This is a genomic window from Microbulbifer magnicolonia, from assembly GCF_035117725.1.
In the GTDB taxonomy this organism is placed as follows: Bacteria; Pseudomonadota; Gammaproteobacteria; order Pseudomonadales; family Cellvibrionaceae; genus Microbulbifer; species Microbulbifer magnicolonia.
In genome coordinates this window covers 1,792,570-1,812,770 of record NZ_JAYEFD010000001.1, presented here as the reverse complement: position 1 = coordinate 1,812,770, position 20,201 = coordinate 1,792,570, and the positions used below count along the sequence as shown (strand labels likewise).

Annotated in this window: 6 protein-coding genes; all 6 read left to right on the top strand. The window is 61.2% G+C overall.

Translation table 11 applies throughout. The features are described 5' to 3' along the window. Positions 1 to 141 precede the first annotated feature (141 nt). The gene (locus RRF64_RS07900; protein WP_323845290.1) at positions 142 to 936 is read left to right on the top strand and encodes a MotA/TolQ/ExbB proton channel family protein; all 795 of its coding nucleotides are present in this window, start codon (positions 142 to 144) and stop codon (positions 934 to 936) included. Further along, positions 936 to 1,526, top strand: a complete 591-nt coding sequence (locus RRF64_RS07895) for an ExbD/TolR family protein (protein WP_323845289.1) — start codon at positions 936 to 938, stop codon at positions 1,524 to 1,526. Before RRF64_RS07900 ends, RRF64_RS07895 begins: the two co-directional genes overlap by 1 nt. Continuing rightward, positions 1,523 to 2,062, top strand: a complete 540-nt coding sequence (locus RRF64_RS07890; RefSeq protein ID WP_323845288.1) for an ExbD/TolR family protein — start codon at positions 1,523 to 1,525, stop codon at positions 2,060 to 2,062. The genes RRF64_RS07895 and RRF64_RS07890 overlap by 4 nt, the downstream gene beginning before the upstream one ends. Before the next feature lie 9 nt (positions 2,063 to 2,071). Continuing rightward, positions 2,072 to 3,448 (top strand): AgmX/PglI C-terminal domain-containing protein, encoded by a 1,377-nt coding sequence (locus RRF64_RS07885; RefSeq protein WP_323845287.1) that lies wholly within the window; start codon positions 2,072 to 2,074, stop codon positions 3,446 to 3,448. Positions 3,449 to 3,847: 399 nt separating this feature from the next. Next, positions 3,848 to 14,899 (top strand): hypothetical protein, encoded by an 11,052-nt coding sequence (locus RRF64_RS07880; protein WP_323845286.1) that lies wholly within the window; start codon positions 3,848 to 3,850, stop codon positions 14,897 to 14,899. Positions 14,900 to 14,940: 41 nt separating this feature from the next. Further along, the gene (locus RRF64_RS07875; protein WP_323845285.1) at positions 14,941 to 20,187 is read left to right on the top strand and encodes an OmpA family protein; all 5,247 of its coding nucleotides are present in this window, start codon (positions 14,941 to 14,943) and stop codon (positions 20,185 to 20,187) included. Positions 20,188 to 20,201: the final 14 nt, after the last annotated feature.

The following is a 20,201-nucleotide window of genomic DNA, read 5'->3' as shown; positions in this document are numbered from 1 at the left end:
TCCCCTGCAAGACATAGGTAACAGCGCGAACGGGCGCGACGATCGCCTCGCCGCGCAGCATTAAAAACATCGTGGTGTGCCGCGCACACCAAACCAACGATTCAACAAAATATACTGCGGTACATTTAAAGAGGGTTTGTAATGGACTTTTTCAACAGCGTAATCGCGTTCTTCCAGACCGGTGGTACCTTCATGTACCCCATTCTCCTGGTCGCCGCGCTGGGTAGCGCGGTGGCGATAGAGCGCTATATCCGCCTGCTCTACGAGCGCCACACCAACCGCGCCATGTGGGACAAACTGCAGCCGGTGCTGGCGTCCGGCGATTTCGACCGCGCGCGCAATCTGGTCAAGCAGGACAACACCAGCGTGAGCAAGGTGCTGTCGATGGGCCTTGCCCGCCAGGGTACGGTGCGCCGTCGCGAGGATATCGAGATCGCGATGGAAGAGAGCATGATGGAGATCATCCCGCAGCTCGAGAAACGCACGCCCTATGTGGCGCTCTTCTCGAATATCGCCACGCTGCTCGGTCTGCTCGGTACCATCATGGGCCTGATCGAGGCCTTTACCGCGGTAGCCAACGCCAACCCGGCGGAAAAGGCCGACCTGCTCTCCGCCAGTATTTCCGTGGCGATGAACACTACCGCCTTCGGTCTGATGACCGGTATTCCTCTGCTGGTGGTGCACGCACTGCTGAACTCCCTGACCGGCGAAATCATCGACAGCCTGGAAATGGTGTCCGTCAAGGCGCTGAACCTGATTTCCACTTCCACACGCCGCCGCCACGAGATTGATACTCCCGCAGCCGACACTGCCAAGCCTGCTGCACCCGCCGGTGGTGCGCAGAACCAGGCAGACGCCGTGAAGAACACTGCCGCAACCGCTGACAGCGATGAGACTGAAGACGCAGTCGAAGAACAGCAAGTGGAAAAAGTGTAATGAGAAGTCGGCGCCACGGGAGAAACAAAGAAGCTCCGGAGCTGGATATCACCGCCTTCTTGAATCTGATGGTGGTGCTGGTGCCTTTCCTGCTGGTATCGGCCGTGTTTTCGCGGGTAACCATTCTGGAGCTGAACATGCCGAGCGGAGCCGGCGGCGGTGCGCCGGATGATCCCAAGGTAACCGTTGAAGTGGTGGTGCGCAAAGACACCCTCGAAGTCAGCGACGGGGAGAAGGTGATAGCGCGTTTTCCCAATTTGAATATTGCGCCGGAAGGTGAAGCCGCCACTGCAGAGACGACCGCCGGTGAGTCGGCTGCGACCGACGCGAGTGTTGCGGTGCTGCCTACAGAAAAAGTCTACGATCTGAAAAAATTGAGCCAGTTTTTGTTGCAGGTGAAAGCGAGCTATCCCGAAAAGACCGATTCCATCCTGCTGATGGAGCCGGACATCGCCTATGAGCACCTGGTCGGTGTCATGGATGCGGTGCGCGGTGCGGAAGTGCGCCCCGAAGGCAGTGACCCGGAGGATCCGGAAGCGGTGGAGCGGGTGGAGCTGTTCCCGGATATATCCATAGGAGATGCGCCGTGAAACATGAAAGCCGACGCATGAAGCGCATGGCACGCAGCCACAAGCGCAAGAAAACCTCCGGCATGAACCTGACCTCGCTGATGGATGTATTCACTATTCTGGTGTTCTTCCTGCTGACCAACACCTCCAGCAACGAGGCGCTGGAGCCGCCGAAGGTTATCACGCTGCCGGACTCGGTGGTGGAGGCCAAGCCGCGGGAAACCGTGACCCTGATGGTAACGGGTGAGGAAATTCTGGTTGAGGCCAAGCCGGTGATCGCCACTGAAGCCGTGATCAATAGCGAGGAAACCATAATTCAGGCCATCAAGGAGGCCATGATCCTCGAAATGGACAAGGCCATCACTGTGGCTCGCGGCGCGCAGCAGGAGGCTGCCACCGAAGGTGAAGAGCTGCCCGAGCAGGAGCCGCCGGAAGTCAACATTCTCGCTGACAGAACGATTCCGTTCAGTTTGCTTAAAAAAGTGATGTCCAGCTGTACTGATGCGGGATACACCAAAGTCTCTCTGGCGGTTATTCAGAAAGCATCGCAAGGTTAATGGAAGTCTGTGAGTAAATTTCTTCAACAACAGCAGGCGGTCAGCGGCGAACTGGAAACGGTGCGCCGGCGTATTCGCCTGCTCGAAGACGAGCAGCAGCTGATCGACGAGAAATTGAGCGAGCTGCGCAGGGATGAATCCAAACATCAGCTGCTCGACGAGATCTCGGAGCGCCTTGGCAAGCTGGAAGATGTCGGTGCCGGTCAATTGTTCTGGGCCGACGATTATCGTGAAGATGCCTCCAAGGCGGTCATTCGCCGCATCCAGCACACCGTCAGTGTATACAACGCCAACCTGGGTCTGCTGCAGGAGCGCCGCCGCCGCGTGCTCGACAAGATCGAGAGTTGCAACGATGAAATCTTCGAGTTGGACGAACGCGCAGAACAGCTGCGCCGCGAGCAAGAGGAGTCGCAGTTCGAATTCGAAGTGACGCGCGAGTTCGAGCAGACGGACTTCCGTCCTATGGTCATGCCCTGGCACACCCAGGGCGAGGACGAGCGCCGCTTCCGTCGCTGCGTGCTGGTGTCATTACTGGCGGCATTGCTGCTCGGCTATCTGGTGCCACTGTGGGAGATTCCCAAGCCGGACAAGGATGAGGTGGTGGAGATTCCCGAGCGCCTGGCCAAGCTGGTGATCGAGAAGAAAACCAAGCCCAAGCCGCCGCCGGAGCCGGAGAAGCCCAAATCGAAACAGGACGAGAAGAAGCCCGAACCTAAGCAACAGGTGGCCAAGGAAGAGCCGAAGCCGTCCAAGGCCGAGAAGAAGGAGGCGCGCAAGAAGGCCGAGCGCGCGGGCGTGCTGGCATTCAAGGACAATTTCCAGGACCTTATCGAGGACGATCTGGACAACCGCCTTGGCCAGCAGACCCAGCTCAGCACCGCCGGCAAGAAGGAGAACCGCAGTCAGCGCTCGCTGATCACCGCCGCGGCGACGGCCGGCAGTGGTGGAATCAACACAGCCAGTCTCAGCCGCAATGTCGGCGGCAGCGGCACGGCACTGGGCGGCGTGGCCTTCTCGCGGGTCGAGAGCTCGATCGGCACCGAGGGTGACTTCGCCGGTGAGGACAGGCCGCTCAGCGATGGTGCCGGGCCGTCCCGTACCGACGAAGAGATCCAGATCGTCTTCGACCGCTACAAGGCCACGCTGTATCGCATCTACAACCGCGAGCTGCGCAACAACCCGGCCCTGCAGGGCAAGATGGTCCTGAAGATCACCATCGAACCGGACGGCGCTGTGTCCCTGGCGAAGGTCGAGTCCAGCGATATGGATTCGCCGGCACTGAACGCCAAGATCGTGGCGCGGGTGAAGCGGTTTAACTTTGGCCCGAAAGCCGGCGTGCCGACCATCACCATCCTCTACCCGATCGACTTCCTGCCGGCGGGCTAGTCTGGCAACAGATAACCCCCCTCTCCCGTCTGCGGGAGAGGGGCGTAGGCTCACTTCCGGGGTCAGCGATCTGACTCCGGAGCAGCTTCTGTCCACAACTTAATAATCCACATCAAGTTTCCCTGAGAACCACTTGGCAAACCTTAAAAAAGTTCCCTGCCAAGGCGCTAATTTTGACCTGCTTCACGGCCTCCACCTTCTCTTCTAAATAAAGTTCGCCCACCGGGGGGTGTCTGCCCCGAACTAGCGCCTGTGGGCCTGCAGGCAAGAGTTTCAATCGAAAACGGCGGCTGATAAGAGACGATGATGTCGGATGTAACTGGACGGATATCTTGGAAGAAAGCGCTTGTTGGCCTGGTCCTCGGCTGCGGTGGATTCCTGTTGCCACAGAGCCCGGCGATGGCCCAAAGCAATTGCCCTTCCAGTCCCGACAATCCGGCAGGATTCGATATTCTGGATCACCGCAGCTCCAGCAGCTGGTGCACTCTGTGCGGCGACGGACAAGTCACGCTTGAAATCGATGTGCCTTCGATCCACAGTGGTGGGCAGGGCACTCAGTATATCCAGAATATCGTTGTCAGTGAGGACCTGGGCTCCTCAGACCTGGAATACATCGGGGGCTCCACCACTGTCAGCGCCGGTAACGTGCTCGGCGAGCCGACCATCAGCGGCAGCACCATCACCTGGGATCAGAATGATCTTTCTGCGCTGGCCTCGCGCAGTGAAGGCTCGGTGATGACCATCACCTTTAGGGTGCGCAGCCGTTCCGACCGGGAGGAGGATCTGGTTGGCGCAAACCGCAATGTAACGGCGACTGCCTCTTTCGATTACTGCTCCTTCCCCCGCACCACCGACAGCGACACCCTGAATCTCGATCTCCGCGAGCCAAACCCGGTGGTTACCAAGACCGGCCGCAATATCGATGCCGTACAGACCAATTACACCGATACCGTGTATGGCAATATTCACGACGATGTGGTGTGGCGGATCAACATCGCCAACAACGGTCTGGCTGCCCTGCAGGACGTGCGCTTCGATGACCTGATGTCCGATCCCAATGTGGATATCAGCCATGTCTGCGCCAGCGAGGGTGGAGCGCTGACCATTGCCAACAGCAATGGCTCGGGGGGCGCGGGCAGCTGTACTGCGGCGACAAACACACTGTCGAACTGGGAGGTCACTTCGCCTTTCGGGCAGGGCGGCTCGGATGCCAATGGGGCGGAGATCGATGTAAACGCTAACGGCAGTATCAATATTTACCTGGTGGGCAAGGTCAACACTTCCTGTTCGAACGGCACCAATACCGTCAGCGATTTCCAGTGGGGATGTGAGATCGACGGCAGTACTGGTGTCGGTGGCATCAGCTCGACGTCCGGTGGCTCGACACCCGGTGACACGGCTTATATGAATACGGTGGCGAACGGCGATCTGAACATTACCCGTCGTATCACCGGCCTTTACGACGTGGCTGATCTGAATGGCACCAACATCAATAATGCCCAGCCCCTGGGTGCGCGCGGATATGTAACACTCTTTATCAACAACCGCACCGGCGGCTCGGTCAAGAACATCGATTTCACCAACGACCTGCCGGCGGAATATGTGGTCGACCCGACCTATACCCCGGAAATCATCCGCACCCGGCGCGGACAGGACGGCCACAATGCGGCCTACGGGGCGACTTACAATGGCCTGGTGAATCGTGTCGTCTGGGACAATGAGAATGCTGATCCGCTGCTGAATATCGCACCGCATTTCCGCCTCGAGAGTTCGACCCCCGGGGAGACTGCGGACCAGGTCAATATGCTGCGCCACGGCGATGAAATCACCGTGCGCTTCCGCATCATCACCATCGAGCCGGATTTCTTCGACAAGGTTGCGAATCTCGATGTGGAGGTAGAAAGCGCGCTGGACGGTACGGACCCGGACAGTAATTTTCAGCTCAGCGATCAAAACGTATTGACGGTAAATTCGGAAGATTTCTGTTCCGGTACCCGTGCTACGCAGATTGAGAGGGACGATGTCACGCCCGACCCGGAAGATCTCGACGTGACCACCGTCTACCCGCTGTATATCGTCCGCGATGATGGTGAAACCACATTGACAGTCGATATCACCAACAACGGCGGCCACACCGCCGATGACTACTTTGTCTACATCACCTTCGGCGAAGGCATGGTGGTGAACAGTAACGATCGCGGCTGCGCTGTGGTCAGCGGCGCGATCGAACACCCGCTGTGGAACGAGCCCGCCTATCTTCCCCCCGACTCCACCGTGTACCGCTGCACCAGCGCCGATCTTGGGGCAATCGCGCCCGGCGTCACGGAGCGGGTGAACTTCCAGGTGGCAAAAAATCACGGCGCGGCCAAGGACGACCTGACTTTCCGCGCCGACGTGGTGGGGGAGATTACCCTGAGCGACGGATCCCGCCTCGACTTCCCGGCTCCGGTCTGTATCCCCGGCGACTGCAATCCGAGCGGCGTGGGAACAACGCCACCCCAGCAGCTGGCCAACAACTACACCCTCGACGCTTTCCGGGCCAAGGTGCTCGGTTTTAACCTGAAGAAAAAACTGAGCGGGCAGTGTACGGAACTGAATGAAGCCGGCTTCAGCGAGCCGGATGTCATTATCGGGGAGGAGTGCAAGGTCGAGATCCAGGCCGGTGGCTGGTTCGGCTTCGAGACACCGGGCTACACACTGATCGAGGTCAACAATATTTCCTTCGGTGACGATTTGCCGGACGGCCAGGGCTATATCGATGACAATCCTCTGAACTGCGGCGATGTCACATTGCCGGACCCGCTGTCGCGTTGTAAGGAGATTACCGGCCTAACCAAGGGCGGTGGTCTGGGCACATCACTCAGTGAGGTGGATCCTCTGTGGGTGCTTGCTGCGCCGATTAATATCCGCGACTACTGGTTCCTGACCGACCTTACTACCCGTATCCTGAATGACACGGCGGATTCCGTTGGCTCTCCCAATACACACGGTGCCATCAGCACCGACTATGGGCGCGCAGCCTTTACCGCGATTTTTGAGTTGGAAGACGGCACGCAGATCCCGGTCTCCGTGGATAATGCAGCCGGCGTACCGGCGAATATTCCCGGCTATCCGCCGGTTTCCGACTGGCAGGTGGACCTGCGCATCACTGAGCCAGAGCTCACTATTGTCAAAGAGGTCTGTAACGAAAGCCTGTATGGCTGCGATCCGGATGCGGCGCAGAATACTGACGGCTGGACTGATCTGACGGAAGAGGGGCACCGCGACCAGACCTACTTGTTCCGAATTATCGTCCGTAACAATACTGGCCGTGCGCCCGCCTACGATGTCGTTGTCACCGACACGCTCGATGTCTCCGGGCAGATGTGTGTGCGCCCTTTCGATACCGACGGGCTGGACAATGATGCAGACGCAGCTGGCGACGAGGGCGGTGTGCTGGAAGGTCTTGTCGGCACAGCCCCCGGTCTGAACGATTACAGTGAGGCTGCGCACTGTAGCGAAGGTGGCACGCCGGCAGTCATCACCTTCTCCTACGAGCATTCCGACGCGCTGAAGCGCGTAGACGCTGATCAGTCTGTTACCGCCGTCTACCGAGTCAAACCGCACCAGTCTGTCGCACCGCAACAGCTTTTTACCAATACCGTAGAAGTGACCGCATACGACAGCCTCGAAGGGCCGTCCGGCAACCAGAGCGGTCCGGCAATTGCCAACGTCAATGATCCGCGTTTCCTGTCCGCGGACACCCCGCGCATCGGTGGTGCCCGCATCTACACTGGTCCGAGTGACCAGGCGCAGATGCGGATCATTGAAGTTCAGGCAAAGCCGAAAGAAGCTCTGGCCCTCTCTAACGGCAGCGCTAGCGGTACCAACAGCGATACCGTCGTCGTCGGTGAGGAAATTCGCTACCAGCTGACCGCGCAGATCCCCGCTGCCAAACTGCGCGATTTCGTGATCCGCGATGAGCTCCCGGCGGGTATGCGCTGTATCGAAGGACAGGTGGTGAACCTGAATGCGGCACCTTACGATACGGCGGGCTTCGCACCGGGCGGCATCTTCACGCCGACCTGTACCAATACCGGCAGCAATGACTATATCGAATGGAATTTCGGTGACCAGGAGTTGACCACCGTTGCCGGCAGCCTGTTCGATTTTCCGGTGGAGTTTATCGCCCGCATCGAGAACAGCGCCACTACCAATGATGGCGATGTGATCGGAAACGGCGGTAGCTATACCACCGCCCAGGTAAGTTACGTGGATGAAGCCGGCAACACCGTAGTGGTGCCATTCGAATCTCACGAAGTAACCGTGCTTGAGCCGGTGATTCAGCTGACCAAATCCATCTCTGCGCCGAACAGCGATGCGGACGATGTTCTCACCGTGACCGTTACCGCGGAGAATACCGGTACTGCCAATGCCTACAATCTGCAGGTACTGGACGATCTCAGCGGTAAAAAATTGGCCTTCCTGCAGGCTTCCGGCGTTGCGGGGACAGATCCGCCCAATATTATTGACACCACGACAGTCGGCGCCAATGCGCCTATCTTCAGCTGGAATCGCGGCAATGCCGACTACACCATAGCGCCCGGTGAAACCAAGTCCTTCACCTTCGAGGTGCAGGTGGAGCGGGGCGTGGAGCCCCAGGAAATTCTCGACAATACCATCCAGGCCCGCTGGCAGTCTTTACCGGGGCGCGATGTGGCGCTCAATAGCGGTAACAGTATCGGCGTCGATGGCACCGCAGACGGCATGCGTATCGGCGTTCTGCCCAATACCGGCGACCCGATCAACGACTACGAAGCCAGCGCTTCGGCGCAGACGTTGGTACCTGCGCTGCAATTCAATAAATCCGACTTGGATCCGTCGGTAATTCCCGTCGTCGGCGCACACAAGCAGTTCCAGCTGGAAATTCTGCTGCCGGAGGGCTTCAGCGAAAACGTAGTGGTATCAGACAACTTGGCCGCCGGCGCTGCCAGCTATGCGCTGACGCACAACAGCGCTTACGAAATCACCTATGAATTTATCGGTATCGAGAGCATCAACGGCAGTGCTCAGCCGCCGGCAGAATCCGACTTTATCAGTTTTCCCGGTGAGGGCACCGGGGCTACAGGCATTATCAGCTGGAATATCGGCAAGGTTGATACGGCGAGCGATACGGCAGACAACCCGGTCAATCCGCGCATTCGCATCAGATACTTTGCCCGGGTCAATAATGTCTCCGCGGTGCAGGATGGCGTGTCACTGCGCAATGGTGCCGCGCTGACCTACGACCACGGTGAAGACGACAGCCCGCAGAGTCTGAATGCTCCTCCCATCAGCGCGGTTTCCGTGGTGGAGCCTGAGCTGGAGATATTCAAGAGCGTCACCAATATCTCCGACCCGGGCCAGCCGGCGCTGGGCGGGCATGTCCTGGAATACACCGTCACCGTGCGCCACACCGGTGCGTCCACGGCGGATGCTTTCGATCTGAACCTGCGCGACGAATTGCCCACCGAGCTGCAGTTCAACAGCGCTTTTGCGCCCACCGCGCGGATCGACACCGTCGATGTCACCGGCTTTGTGCCCGCGCCTGCCGGTTCACCGCTTGGCCCGCTGGTCTGGGGTAAGAACAACGGCGACAACAGCCTCGATTTGCCGCGGGGCAGCGAGCTGGTGCTGGTTTACCGCGTGGAAGTGCGCGGTGCATTCGGCAACCCGATCAGCAACCGAATACGGGTGGACTGGACTTCGCTGGACGATATCGACACCGGCTTCGAGCGCCACGGCGACGGCTGTCCGGCGGTCGCCGCACCCAATGATTACTGCTCCGATTTCGCCGAGGCGGTGATCGTTACCGACGACAATACCGCGATCGAGAAAGAGGTGTATGCCGATAGCGATGGGGATACGCCGGTCGGCACCCTGCGCGTTGGCGATACGGTTACCTACACGCTGAGTCTAACTTTGCAGGCGGGTACCACCCCGGCGCTTGCAGTCGTGGACACCCTGCCGCCGGGCATGGTGTTCGACTCGATTGTCAGCATCAATGGCGATACCGGCGCGCCTTACCAGCAGGGCAACGGATTTAACTACGCGGATATTCCGGCGTCTGCAGTACCCGCTCAGGGACAGGAAGGTGCGGTCACCTGGACGCTTGGTGCTATCGAGCGCGATTTCAGTAACAGCGCTCCGCTGATCATTCGCTATGCCGCCCGCGTTGCCGAGGACAAGGCCATCGCGCAGCTGCCGACCACCCAGCAGCTGACAAATACCGCGGTACTGAATTACGGCACTGACAGCGTTCAAGATGATGCGCTGATCGAATTGCACCAACCGCTGATCGATTCCCTGGAAAAGACCGAGCGCGGCGGCAAAGCCAATCCCTACACGGTACTGGACCTGCTGAATGACTCCATGCAGTTCCGCCTGCATGCCTGTAACAGTGGCGATGCGCCGGCCTATAACCTGAGCCTGACCGACGACCTGGCACCGCAGATGGACCAGAGTTCCATCGCCAATCTGACGGTGGCCATCGATGGCGTGCCGCTGGTGGCCGACAGCGATTACACCTATACGCCGCCCGCCGCGCCTGGCGAGAATATGGTGTTCACTTTCAACGCGCCTCTGGACGCGGGTCAGTGTCTGGATATCGATTATGACATCGGTTTCCTGGCCGACGTCGGCAGTGCGGAAACCTGGATCAATACCTTTACCGTGAATGAATACTGGTCGCTGCCGGACAGCAGTGGTCAGCGCTACGCACCGGTTCTATTGCCGTTGCCCTTCCAGATGCAGACCACGGCGGCCAGTGCCGGGCCTCTGCTGAAGGAACTGATTGCGCCCGCCGACGGCACCGCCTCCGTCGGTGAGGAAGTCCGCTACCGGATTACTGTACCGTCGAGCCCCGTTACCAGTTCTTCTCTGGCCGGCGTTGTCGTCACCGACACTCTGGACGGCCTCGGCGACAGTGTATTGTTCGAGAGCGCCACCCTGGACGGTGTCGCGATCACGCCGGCAATCGGTGCCAATACGCTCACATTTGATTTGGGTGTCGTCACTGCCGGCACTTCCGCAGTGATCGAAATCGTTGCGCGCGTCGCCGATGTGCCCTCTGCGAGCAGCGGTACCGTGATTGGCAACAGTGCCGATTACACCTACCTGGAGGGTGGCAGCCCCGTTGCGGGCGGCGGTAACTCCGTCGACTTCACCATAGTCGAGCCACAACTGGTGATGGACAAGGAAGGACCGGCCGGCGGCACTGTGCAGTCCGGCCTGCCCGGCCACTTTACCCTGGATATTCACAATACCGGTACCGGCGAAGCCTGGGATATCACCATTGCCGATCTGCTGCCGAACACCGCGCAGGGCGGCATGTGTGAAACCCAGCCGCAACTGACCAGCGCGGAAATCGTGGACGGCGGCGGTACGGTCCAGCAGGTACTGAGCGAGGGTACGGATTTCACCGTCACCTTCGATCTGGCCGGCTGTACTTTCTCTGTCGCTACCAATAGCGCCAACGCAGTGATCCCGCCCGATCATCACCTGGTGATCGGCTACGATGCCTGGCTGGATACGGACACAGAGGACGGTGCGGGTCTGTCGAATATCGCCGGGGCAACCCTGTGGCACAGCCTCGCGGTGGGTAGCTCCGACCAGGTCCGCGCCTATACACGCGCGCTGAGCGACGGCACGCCCGCGGTCGTCGACCACGAAGACAGCTTCACCATCACCGCCCAGGTGCCCGCTTTCGAGTTCCACAAAGCCGTCGTGAATGTCACCACCGGCCAGGACCCGGGCAGCGACGCCTCCCCGGGAGACCGCCTGCGCTACAGCATCACAGTGCGGAATCTCAGCGACCTGGACGTCAGCGATATCGAGGTCAGTGACGAGCTGGACGCCCTGAACGCATCGCCCCTCTTTGTGCCCGGATCACTCGCCCTGGTCAATCTGCCTGCCGGCAGCGACAGTAGCGCGACGGACACCAGTGGCGGGGCCAATGGCAGCGGACACTTGCAAGTGGGCAACTTGAGTCTGGATGCCATGGGCGGTGCCGCGGACTATTTTGTCATCGAGTTTGAGGTCACCCTCGCACCGGTGATTGACAGCGGCACGCTGGTATTGAATCAGGCACAATTGCAGCCGCCGGGTATGTCGCTAGTGGTCAGCGACGATCCCAATGTCAATGGTGCCGATGATCCGCAGGTGGCGGGCGATGAGGATCCCACGCAAACGCTGGTTTACTCCAGACCGCAACTGGTCGTCGAAAAAGCCTCCGCGGATATCACCGGCGATGCAGACTTATTGATGGCCGGCGACACCCTGCGCTACACGATCCGCGTGGAAAACACCGGCAATGAAAATATTGTCGATGCGCTGCTGCGCGACCAGGTGCCCGCCAATACCACTTACATAGCCGGCTCCACCACCCTGAATAGCACCGCGGTTGACGATGTGAACGGCAGCTCGCCGCTGGCGGCCGGACTGCCGATCAACTCTCCTGAAGAAGCGCAAGGCTTTGTCGGTGCGACGGCGGCCGGCGCCGAACCGGTAATCGTTACTTTCGATGTGACCATCAACGACGTCAACGACGGCACCATCATTTCCAACCAGGGCTACGTGAACGGTAACGGTGCCGGCAGTGGTGCCTTCGATGAAGTGCCCTCCGACGATCCGGCCACCGATGCGCCCAACGACCCGACCATCGACATCGTCGGCGACGTGCCGCTGCTGATCGCGCACAAGACCGTGGAAATCGCCGTGGACAATCTGTCCCCGGGCATCGTCGATCCGGGCGATGTGCTGCGCTACACCATCGCCGTTACCAATATGGGCGGCGTGGATGCGACGCGCGTGGCGCTGACCGACCAGCTGCCGGCGAGCACCACCTATGTTGCCGGCAGTACGACGCTAAACGGTATTGCGGTGGCGGATAACGGCGGCGGCACGTCCAGGCTCGACGCCGGGCTGCCGATCTCCTCCGACGACCTGACCCCGCCGCTGCCCGGTGCGGACGAGGGCGTGATCAGTTCCGCGCGGACGGCGACGGTGACTTTCGATGTGACGGTCAACGCCGGGACACCCACGGGTACCGTGATCAGCAACCAGGGCAGTGTTGCCAGCGTGGAACTGCCGTTCACGCTGACCGACGCCGACGGCAATCCGTCCAACGGCGCCCAGCCGACAGACATTGTGGTCGGCGATGCGCAGCAGCTGTCGATCATCAAGGAAGTGGCGGTTGTCGGCGGCGGAGCGGCCGAGGCCGGCGCCACCCTCGAGTATCTGGTGACGATTACCAATATCAGTGCGGTACCCGCCACCCATGTAACCATTACCGACGATCTGTTGGTTGCCGGTGAGGGTGTGCTCACTTACGTCGCAGACTCGGCGCTGCTGAACGGCCAGGCCGGGGGCATCAGCGTCAATGGCTCTGTGATCACGGCAGATTTCGCCGCGGTTTACGGCGAGCTGCAACCGGATGACAGCGCCACGCTGCGCTTCCAGGCCAAGCTGTCCGACAACCTGGAGGTCGGCTACCGTGTGCTGAACACCGCGGAAGTGCAGTGGAATGATCCCGCGTCCACCAACCAGGCCAGCGTGGCCATCGACGTGGGCGGTACCCCGGGTATCGCCAACCTGAGCGGTTATCTCTGGCACGATACGAACTTCAACGCGCAGCTGGATGCCGACGAGCGCCTGCTGCTGAACTGGACCGTGGAGCTGTACTTCAACAACGCGCTGCTGGAAACCCTGCAGAGTGACGAAAACGGCTACTTCCAGTTCGACGGCCTGGTGCCCAACTATATGGGCGGTGCCAGCTACGAGTTGAAATACACCGCACCCGACGCAGTGGAAAGCACTGCGTCGCTCGGCAACACCAGCTCCGACTTTACCAATGGTCCGCAGACCATCAGCGAGATCTATGTCGGTTCTGGTGCCAACCCGCAGAGCCTGAACCTGCCGATCACGCCAAACGGTGTCATCTACGATTCGGTGCTGCGCCAGCCGATCAGCGGCGCCGCGGTGTCCATGCTGCGCGCCAGCACCGAGCAGGCGTTGCCCGACCGCTGCTTCGACGATCCGAAGCAACAGAATCAGGTCACCCAGGCCGGCGGTTACTACAAGTTCGATATCAATTTCTCCGATGCCGCCTGTCCGGCCAATCAGGATTACCTGATTCGGGTACAGATGCCGGGCGACAACTATGTCGCCGGCGAGTCGGCCATCATTCCGCCGCAGACCAATCTGGAGACCGCGGGCTTTGATGTCGGCGCCTGTCTCGGCAGCAATGCGGACATGGTGCCGGGCACGCCGGAGCACTGTGAAGTGCAGCTGTCGGTACTGCCGCCGGCCCTCGATATCGATGCGCGCGATACGGCTACCGACTACTACCTGCGCCTGACGCTGGATGACAACCGCATTCCGGGTGAGAGCCAGCTGTTCAACAACCACATCGCGCTGGATCCGCAGCTGGACGGCGCCCTGTCGATCACCAAGACCGCGGCGCTGCTCAATGTGACCCGCTCGCAGCTGGTGCCCTACACCATCACCTTCGGCAACACGCTGCCGGTGCCGCTGACCGATCTGCAGCTGGTGGATTTCTTCCCCGCCGGTTTCAAATATGTCGCCGGCTCCGCGCGCCTCGACGGCGAGGCGATAGAGCCGCAAGTGGACGGGCTGCAGCTGCTGTGGCCTGACCTGCGTGTCGAAGCGGACCAGACCCGCGAGGTGAAACTCTTGTTAGTCGTCGGCTCCGGTGTCGGCGAAGGCAAGTACGTCAACCGCGCGCGCATGTTCAACCAGCTGTCCGGCCAGGTTGCCTCCGGCGAGGCGTCGGCGACGGTGCGCGTGGTGCCCGATCCGACTTTCGACTGTACCGATGTGATCGGCAAGGTGTATGACGACAAGAACATGAACGGTTATCAGGATGCCGGTGAGGGCGGCGTGCCCGGTGCGCGCGTGGTTACCGCAACGGGTCTCAACGCCACCACCGATGCGCACGGCCGTTTCCATATCACCTGCGCGGTGGTGCCGAACCAGGATCGCGGTTCGAATTTTGTGCTGAAGCTCGACGACCGCAGCCTGCCGAGCGGTTACCGTCTGACCACGGAAAACCCGCGGGTACTGCGCGCGACCCGAGGCAAGATGCTCAAGTTCAACTTCGGCACCAGCCTGCACCGCGTCGTGCGCCTGGATATGGCCGAGGCGGTGTTCGAGCCGCAGACCACCGAGCTGCGCCCGCAGTGGCACTCGCGCACCGAACTGCTGCTGGAAAAACTGCAGGAAGCACCGTCGGTACTGCGCCTGGCTTACCTGGCGGAAAACGAGGATCCCGACCTGGTAGAAGAGCGCCTGCAGACCATCAAGGCGCAGATTGCCGATGACTGGGCGCGCAACTACGGCGACTATGAACTGACCATTGAAACAGAAGTCTTCTGGCGGCGCGGCGCGCCTCCGAGCAAAGGAGGATTGGAGTGATGTCCTCTTGTGAATGCGGAATGATGAATGCGGAATGCGGAATGAAAGAAGAGGTATCTACCTGTGCTGACAGCTGCTTGCAGGCGAACCGCGATCGAGTAGAGGGCAAGCAGGCTCCTGCTGGAATGGTGGCGCGGTTCACTCCGCATTCCGCGTTCCGCATTCCGCATTTAACTGCGCTCGCCCTGCTGCTCGCGCTCCCAGTCCATGCAAAGGACGCTGAAGAATCCGCACAACCTGACACATCCTGGTGGCAGGTGTGGCAGAAGATCCCCGGCCTGTCGCCGGAAGTTGAAGCGCCTTCAGCCAACAAAGCGCCGGAAGTCGAGTACGAAGAAAAGCCGATCGGCAACAATACCGAGACGATGCTGCTCGGCCAGCCGCGTCGCCAGTGGGTGCAGGACGCGACCAGTTTTGTCGAGCCGCCGGAGCCGGTAGTCGAGGACGATTTTATCGAGCCGCTGCTGTTCCGGTCGGTGGACGACGAAGTCGACACGGGTTCGATCGACGCGCTGAAGGAGAAACTCGCCGAGCTGGGCGAAAAGCCCAACCTGAAGCTGAAATTTATCGGCCACACCGACAGCGATCCGCTGAGTGAGGAGCAGCTGGCAGAGTTTGCCGACAAAGAGGAGTTCACCCGCACCCGCGCCCAGCAGGTGGCGGAGTTCTTCCAGCTGGCACTGGAGCTGCCGGAGGAAATAGTCTCGTTCGAGGGGCGCGGCGATGCCGAGCCGGTCGCGGACAATATCACCACTGCCGGGCGCGAGCTGAACCGCCGCGTGCAGGTGCAGGTCAGCTACGACGCGCTGGATGCCGAAGCCATGGCGGAGCGCGCCCGCGCCGAGGCGCTGGCACTGAACCGGGTCAAGGTGTGCCGCCAGGAAACCGTCTGCCGTCTGCACTATACGGCCGGCGGCGAGCAGCGCGCACGCCTGAAAAATCTGGTCACGCCGCTGCGGCTCGCAGCCGGGCAGGTGGATCTGCCCGAGGCCTTCGTGCGCCGCATCCGCGAGGTGCGCGCGAATCTGGCCGACAAGAACAATCTGGTGATTCACTTCGTCGGCCACACCGATGCGCTGCCGCTGCCGGAGGGGCCGGCCGAGCTGTACGGCGACCTTATGGCGCTGTCCCGCGCCGAGGCCAGAAGAGTGGCACTGGCGGTGCGCGATACACTGGGGCTGCCGGAATATATGGTGACCAGCAGCGGCAAGGGCGCGACCCAGCCGCTGGCCGCCAACGACACGCCCAAGGGGCGTGCGCTGAACCGCCGCGTGGAAGTGGAATTCTGGTACGACGACCCGCTGGAAACCGCCGGCGATGGCGTGCAGGCCTGTCCGGAAGCGGCCGGTGCGGAAACCATTACCATCGCCCACGAATCCCCGACGGGCCCGATTCCGCCCATCCGCTTCGATAACGGTGATCCGCTGATCTCCCAGGCGCAGCTGATGCAGATGCGCAATGCCATGGCGGAAGTTGCCGGCAAGGCCAATGTGCGTCTGAGCTTTATCGGCTACAGCGACAACGAGCGCATGGAGCGCCGCGAGGCGATGGTCTACGGCGACGACGTGGGCCTGTCCAGTGCGCGCGCACGTCGCGCCATGGAGCAGGCGCAGCGGGAACTGCAGCTCGGCGACGAGCAGGTGGCGTTCGAGGGCCGCGGTTACGTGCAGTCCGACGATGTGGTGGCCACCGGTTTTATCCAGCTGGACGGCGCCCGCGTCGAAGTGCAGGTGCTCTACGACGAGCTGGCGGTGCTCGCGGACAAAGACCGGCTGGAAATCGAGCGTATCGAGCGCGAGGCGCTGGCCCACAACCCCTATGCGCTGAACCTGATGCGCATCACCGTGGACGGCAGCCCGGAGTACGACCCCTACAAGAACTCCGCCGACCTGCAGCGCTGTACCGACGTGGCCCTGGACAGCGCCAATATCCAGTTCCGCTTCGACAACAAGAAAATGCAGCCGCGCCTGAACGTCACCGCCTGGCCGAGCACCATCCGCTACGCGGACGATCCGGACACGGACATTGCGGACAGTCGTGTGCAGTTCAAGAGCTACAGCAACTACCCGTCATTCATTGAGCGCGCCGAAGTGCGTCTGTTCGAGGAGGAGCAGTCCCTGCGCGACGCGCCGCTGGCCGTGGTTGCGCTGGATGAGAACGGCGCGGGCGAGTGGCAGGCGGAGTTCGCCGAATTCCAGGCGCCGCTGAAGAAACTGCAGTATCTGTTGCGCGTCTACGACGACAAGGGCCGCTACGACGAGACGCGTGCGCAGTCCCTGTGGCTGGCGGACAGCGTCGATGCGCCCACCGAATCCGGCGATGCCGATACCGAGCTGTTGGTGGGTTACGGCGAGAACCGCCTGGCGCGCAGAGGCATAGCGCTGGACGGCAATACGGTGCTGGTGAACGGCGGCCAGATTCCGCAGGATCACACCGTGTGGCTGGCCGGCAACCCGGTGCCGGTGAACGAACAGGGCCAGTTTGTCGCCGAGCAGATCTTCGACCGCGGCATGCACACGGTGGAAGTGGCGGTGCTGGACCCCGAGGGCAACGGCGAGCTGTTTCTGCGCGACCTGCAGTTTGCCGGCAACGACTGGTTTACCGTCGGCATCGCCGACCTGACCATCGGTTACGACAAGACCAACGGCCCGGCGGCGCTGGTCACCGGCGACGAGACCCATTACGACAATTCCGCCAGCTACGACGGCCGCCTGGCGTTCTACACCAGCGGCGGTTTCGGCGACGGCTGGCGCCTGTCCGCCAGCGCGGATACCGAAGAGGGACCGGTAGACGAGATCTTCTCCAACTTCCTGGAAAAATCCCCCGACGCGCTCTTCCGCCGCCTGGACAGCGATCTCTACTACCCGACTTTCGGCGACGACTCCACCGTGGTCGAGGACGCTCCGACGTCCGGCAAGTTCTACGTGAAAATGTCCAAGTACGACGACTACGGCCTGTGGGGCAATTTCAAGGCGGCTTACACCGATAACGAACTGGCCCATATCGACCGCGCCCTCTACGGCGCCAATGGTCATTTCGAGAGTGACGCCATGACCAGCTTCGGCGAGAAGCGCTTCCAGGTTGACGCCTTCGGTGCCGAGCCCGGCACCATCGCCGGGCGCGACGAATACCGGGGTACCGGCGGCTCGCTGTATTTCCTGCGCCACCAGGATCTGCTGAGCGGTTCCGAGCGCCTGCGCGTCGAGGTGCGGGACAAGGATTCCGGCCTGGTATTGGGGGTGAAGAACCTGACCCCGGTGATCGATTACGATATCGACTACATCCAGGGTCGCGTGTTGCTGAACAAACCCCTGTCGGCACTCGCCAACGACAACCTGCTGATCCAGGACGGCTCCTACAACGGCAATCCGCAGTTCCTGGTGGCGCGTTACGAGTACACGCCGGGCTTCGAGGAGATGGACACGCTCGCCGTCGGCGGCCGCGCCCATTACTGGCTCGGCGACTACGTCAAACTCGGTATCAGCGGCACACAGCAGGACGAGGAGGACAACGAGACGTCCCTGCAGGGCGTCGACCTGACCCTGCGCAAGAGCGCCGGCAGCTGGCTCAAAATTGAAGTGGCGGACAGTCAGGGCGGCAACCTGGACAGCGTCAATTCCTACGACGGCGGCTTCACCTTTAACCAGCAGCAACAGCCGCTGGATCCGGACGCCGTGGCGGGCGCTGCAAAAATTGAAGGCAGCCTGCAGCTCGGCGATTTTGTCGAAGGCGCGCGCGGTTCCGGTACCTTCTACCACCAGCAGCGCGAGGCCGGCTTCTCCGCGCCGGGCCAGTTTGTCACCGGTGAAACCACCCAGTCCGGCGCCAGCGTCAATGTACCGGTCGGCGAGCGCTTCGACGTCGGCCTGAAGGCGGACAGCAAGGAGCAGGAGTACGGCCTGCAGACCAGCGCCCTGGACCTGATGGTGGGTTACCGCCTCAACGACAACTGGCGCCTCTCCACCGGTGCCCGCGCCGACAGCCGCGAGGATTTCTCGCCGGTGGTGCCGGCGACCCAGACCCAGGGCGATAGAACCGATATGGCGCTCGAGGCCGCCTACGACTCCGGTGAAAACTGGAGTGCCTTCGGCTTCGTGCAGGGCACCGTGGAGGTCACCGGCACCCGCGAGGAAAACAACCGCGCCGGTTTCGGCGGCGCCTACCGGGTCAGTGAACGGCTGACCCTGGACAGCGAACTGTCCGGCGGCGATACCGGCACCGCCGCGCGGCTGGGCACCGATTATCTGGTCACCGACAGAACCAACCTCTACCTGAACTACACCCTCGACAACGAGCGCACCGATACGGGATTGCGCGCACGCAAGGGCAATATGAGCAGTGGCTTCCGCAGCCGCTACTCCGACAGTCTCAGCATCTACGGCGAGGAGCAGTACAGCCACGGCGACGTCTCCACCGGCCTGACCCACGCGCTGGGCATGGACCTGGCGCCAAACGACAGCTGGAGTTACGGCACCAGCGTCGAGGCGGGCACTTTGGAGGATCCGCGCACCGGCGCACAGACGGATCGCCGCGCGGTAGGCTTCAACATGGGCTTCAGCGATGGCGACATCCGCCTCGCATCCGCGGTGGAATACCGCACCGATGCGATGGAGACACCGGTGGATGAGGACACGGTGACCGAGTCCGAGCGCAACACCTGGCTGCTGAAAAACACCCTCAGCTACCAGATGAATCCGGACTGGCGCTTAGTCGGGAAATTGAATTACTCCGACAGCCAGAGCTCCCAGGGCGAGTTCTACGACGGCAAGTTCACCGAGGCGGTGATGGGCTACGCCTACCGCCCGGTGCACAGCGATCGCCTGAACACGCTGTTGAAGTACACCTACTTCTACAATGTGCCGACCCGGGACCAGGTGACGGTACAGAATACCTCGGCGGAATTTATCCAGAAGAGCCACATCTTCTCCGTCGACACCAGCTATGACATCAGCCGCCGCTGGACCCTCGGGGCCAAGTACGCCTACCGCCTCGGCCAGCTGAGCCTGGATCGCCAGGACCCGGAATTTTTCGACAGCCGCGCCAGCCTGTACGTACTGCGCGCCGACTGGCACTTCGTCAACCGCTGGGACCTGCTGATCGAGGGCCGCATGCTCGACCTGCCGGATGCCCAGGACCGCAGAAGCGGCGCCCTGATTGGCCTCTACCGGCATATGGGCAAGCACCTGAAGGTGGGGGTGGGGTACAACTTCACCGATTTCTCGGATGACCTGACGCAGCTGGATTACGACAGCCAGGGTGTGTTCCTGAATGTGATCGGCAAACTGTAAGATGCCTGCGGACC

Bases quoted from the DNA above. Each gene is read 5' to 3' on its own strand.
- RRF64_RS07900 (WP_323845290.1), top strand. From the start codon at position 142: ATGGACTTTTTCAACAGCGTAATCGCGTTCTTCCAGACCGGTGGTACC.
- RRF64_RS07880 (WP_323845286.1), top strand. From the start codon at position 3,848: ATGGCCCAAAGCAATTGCCCTTCCAGTCCCGACAATCCGGCAGGATTC.
- RRF64_RS07875 (WP_323845285.1), top strand. From the start codon at position 14,941: ATGAAAGAAGAGGTATCTACCTGTGCTGACAGCTGCTTGCAGGCGAAC.
- RRF64_RS07895 (WP_323845289.1), top strand. From the start codon at position 936: ATGAGAAGTCGGCGCCACGGGAGAAACAAAGAAGCTCCGGAGCTGGAT.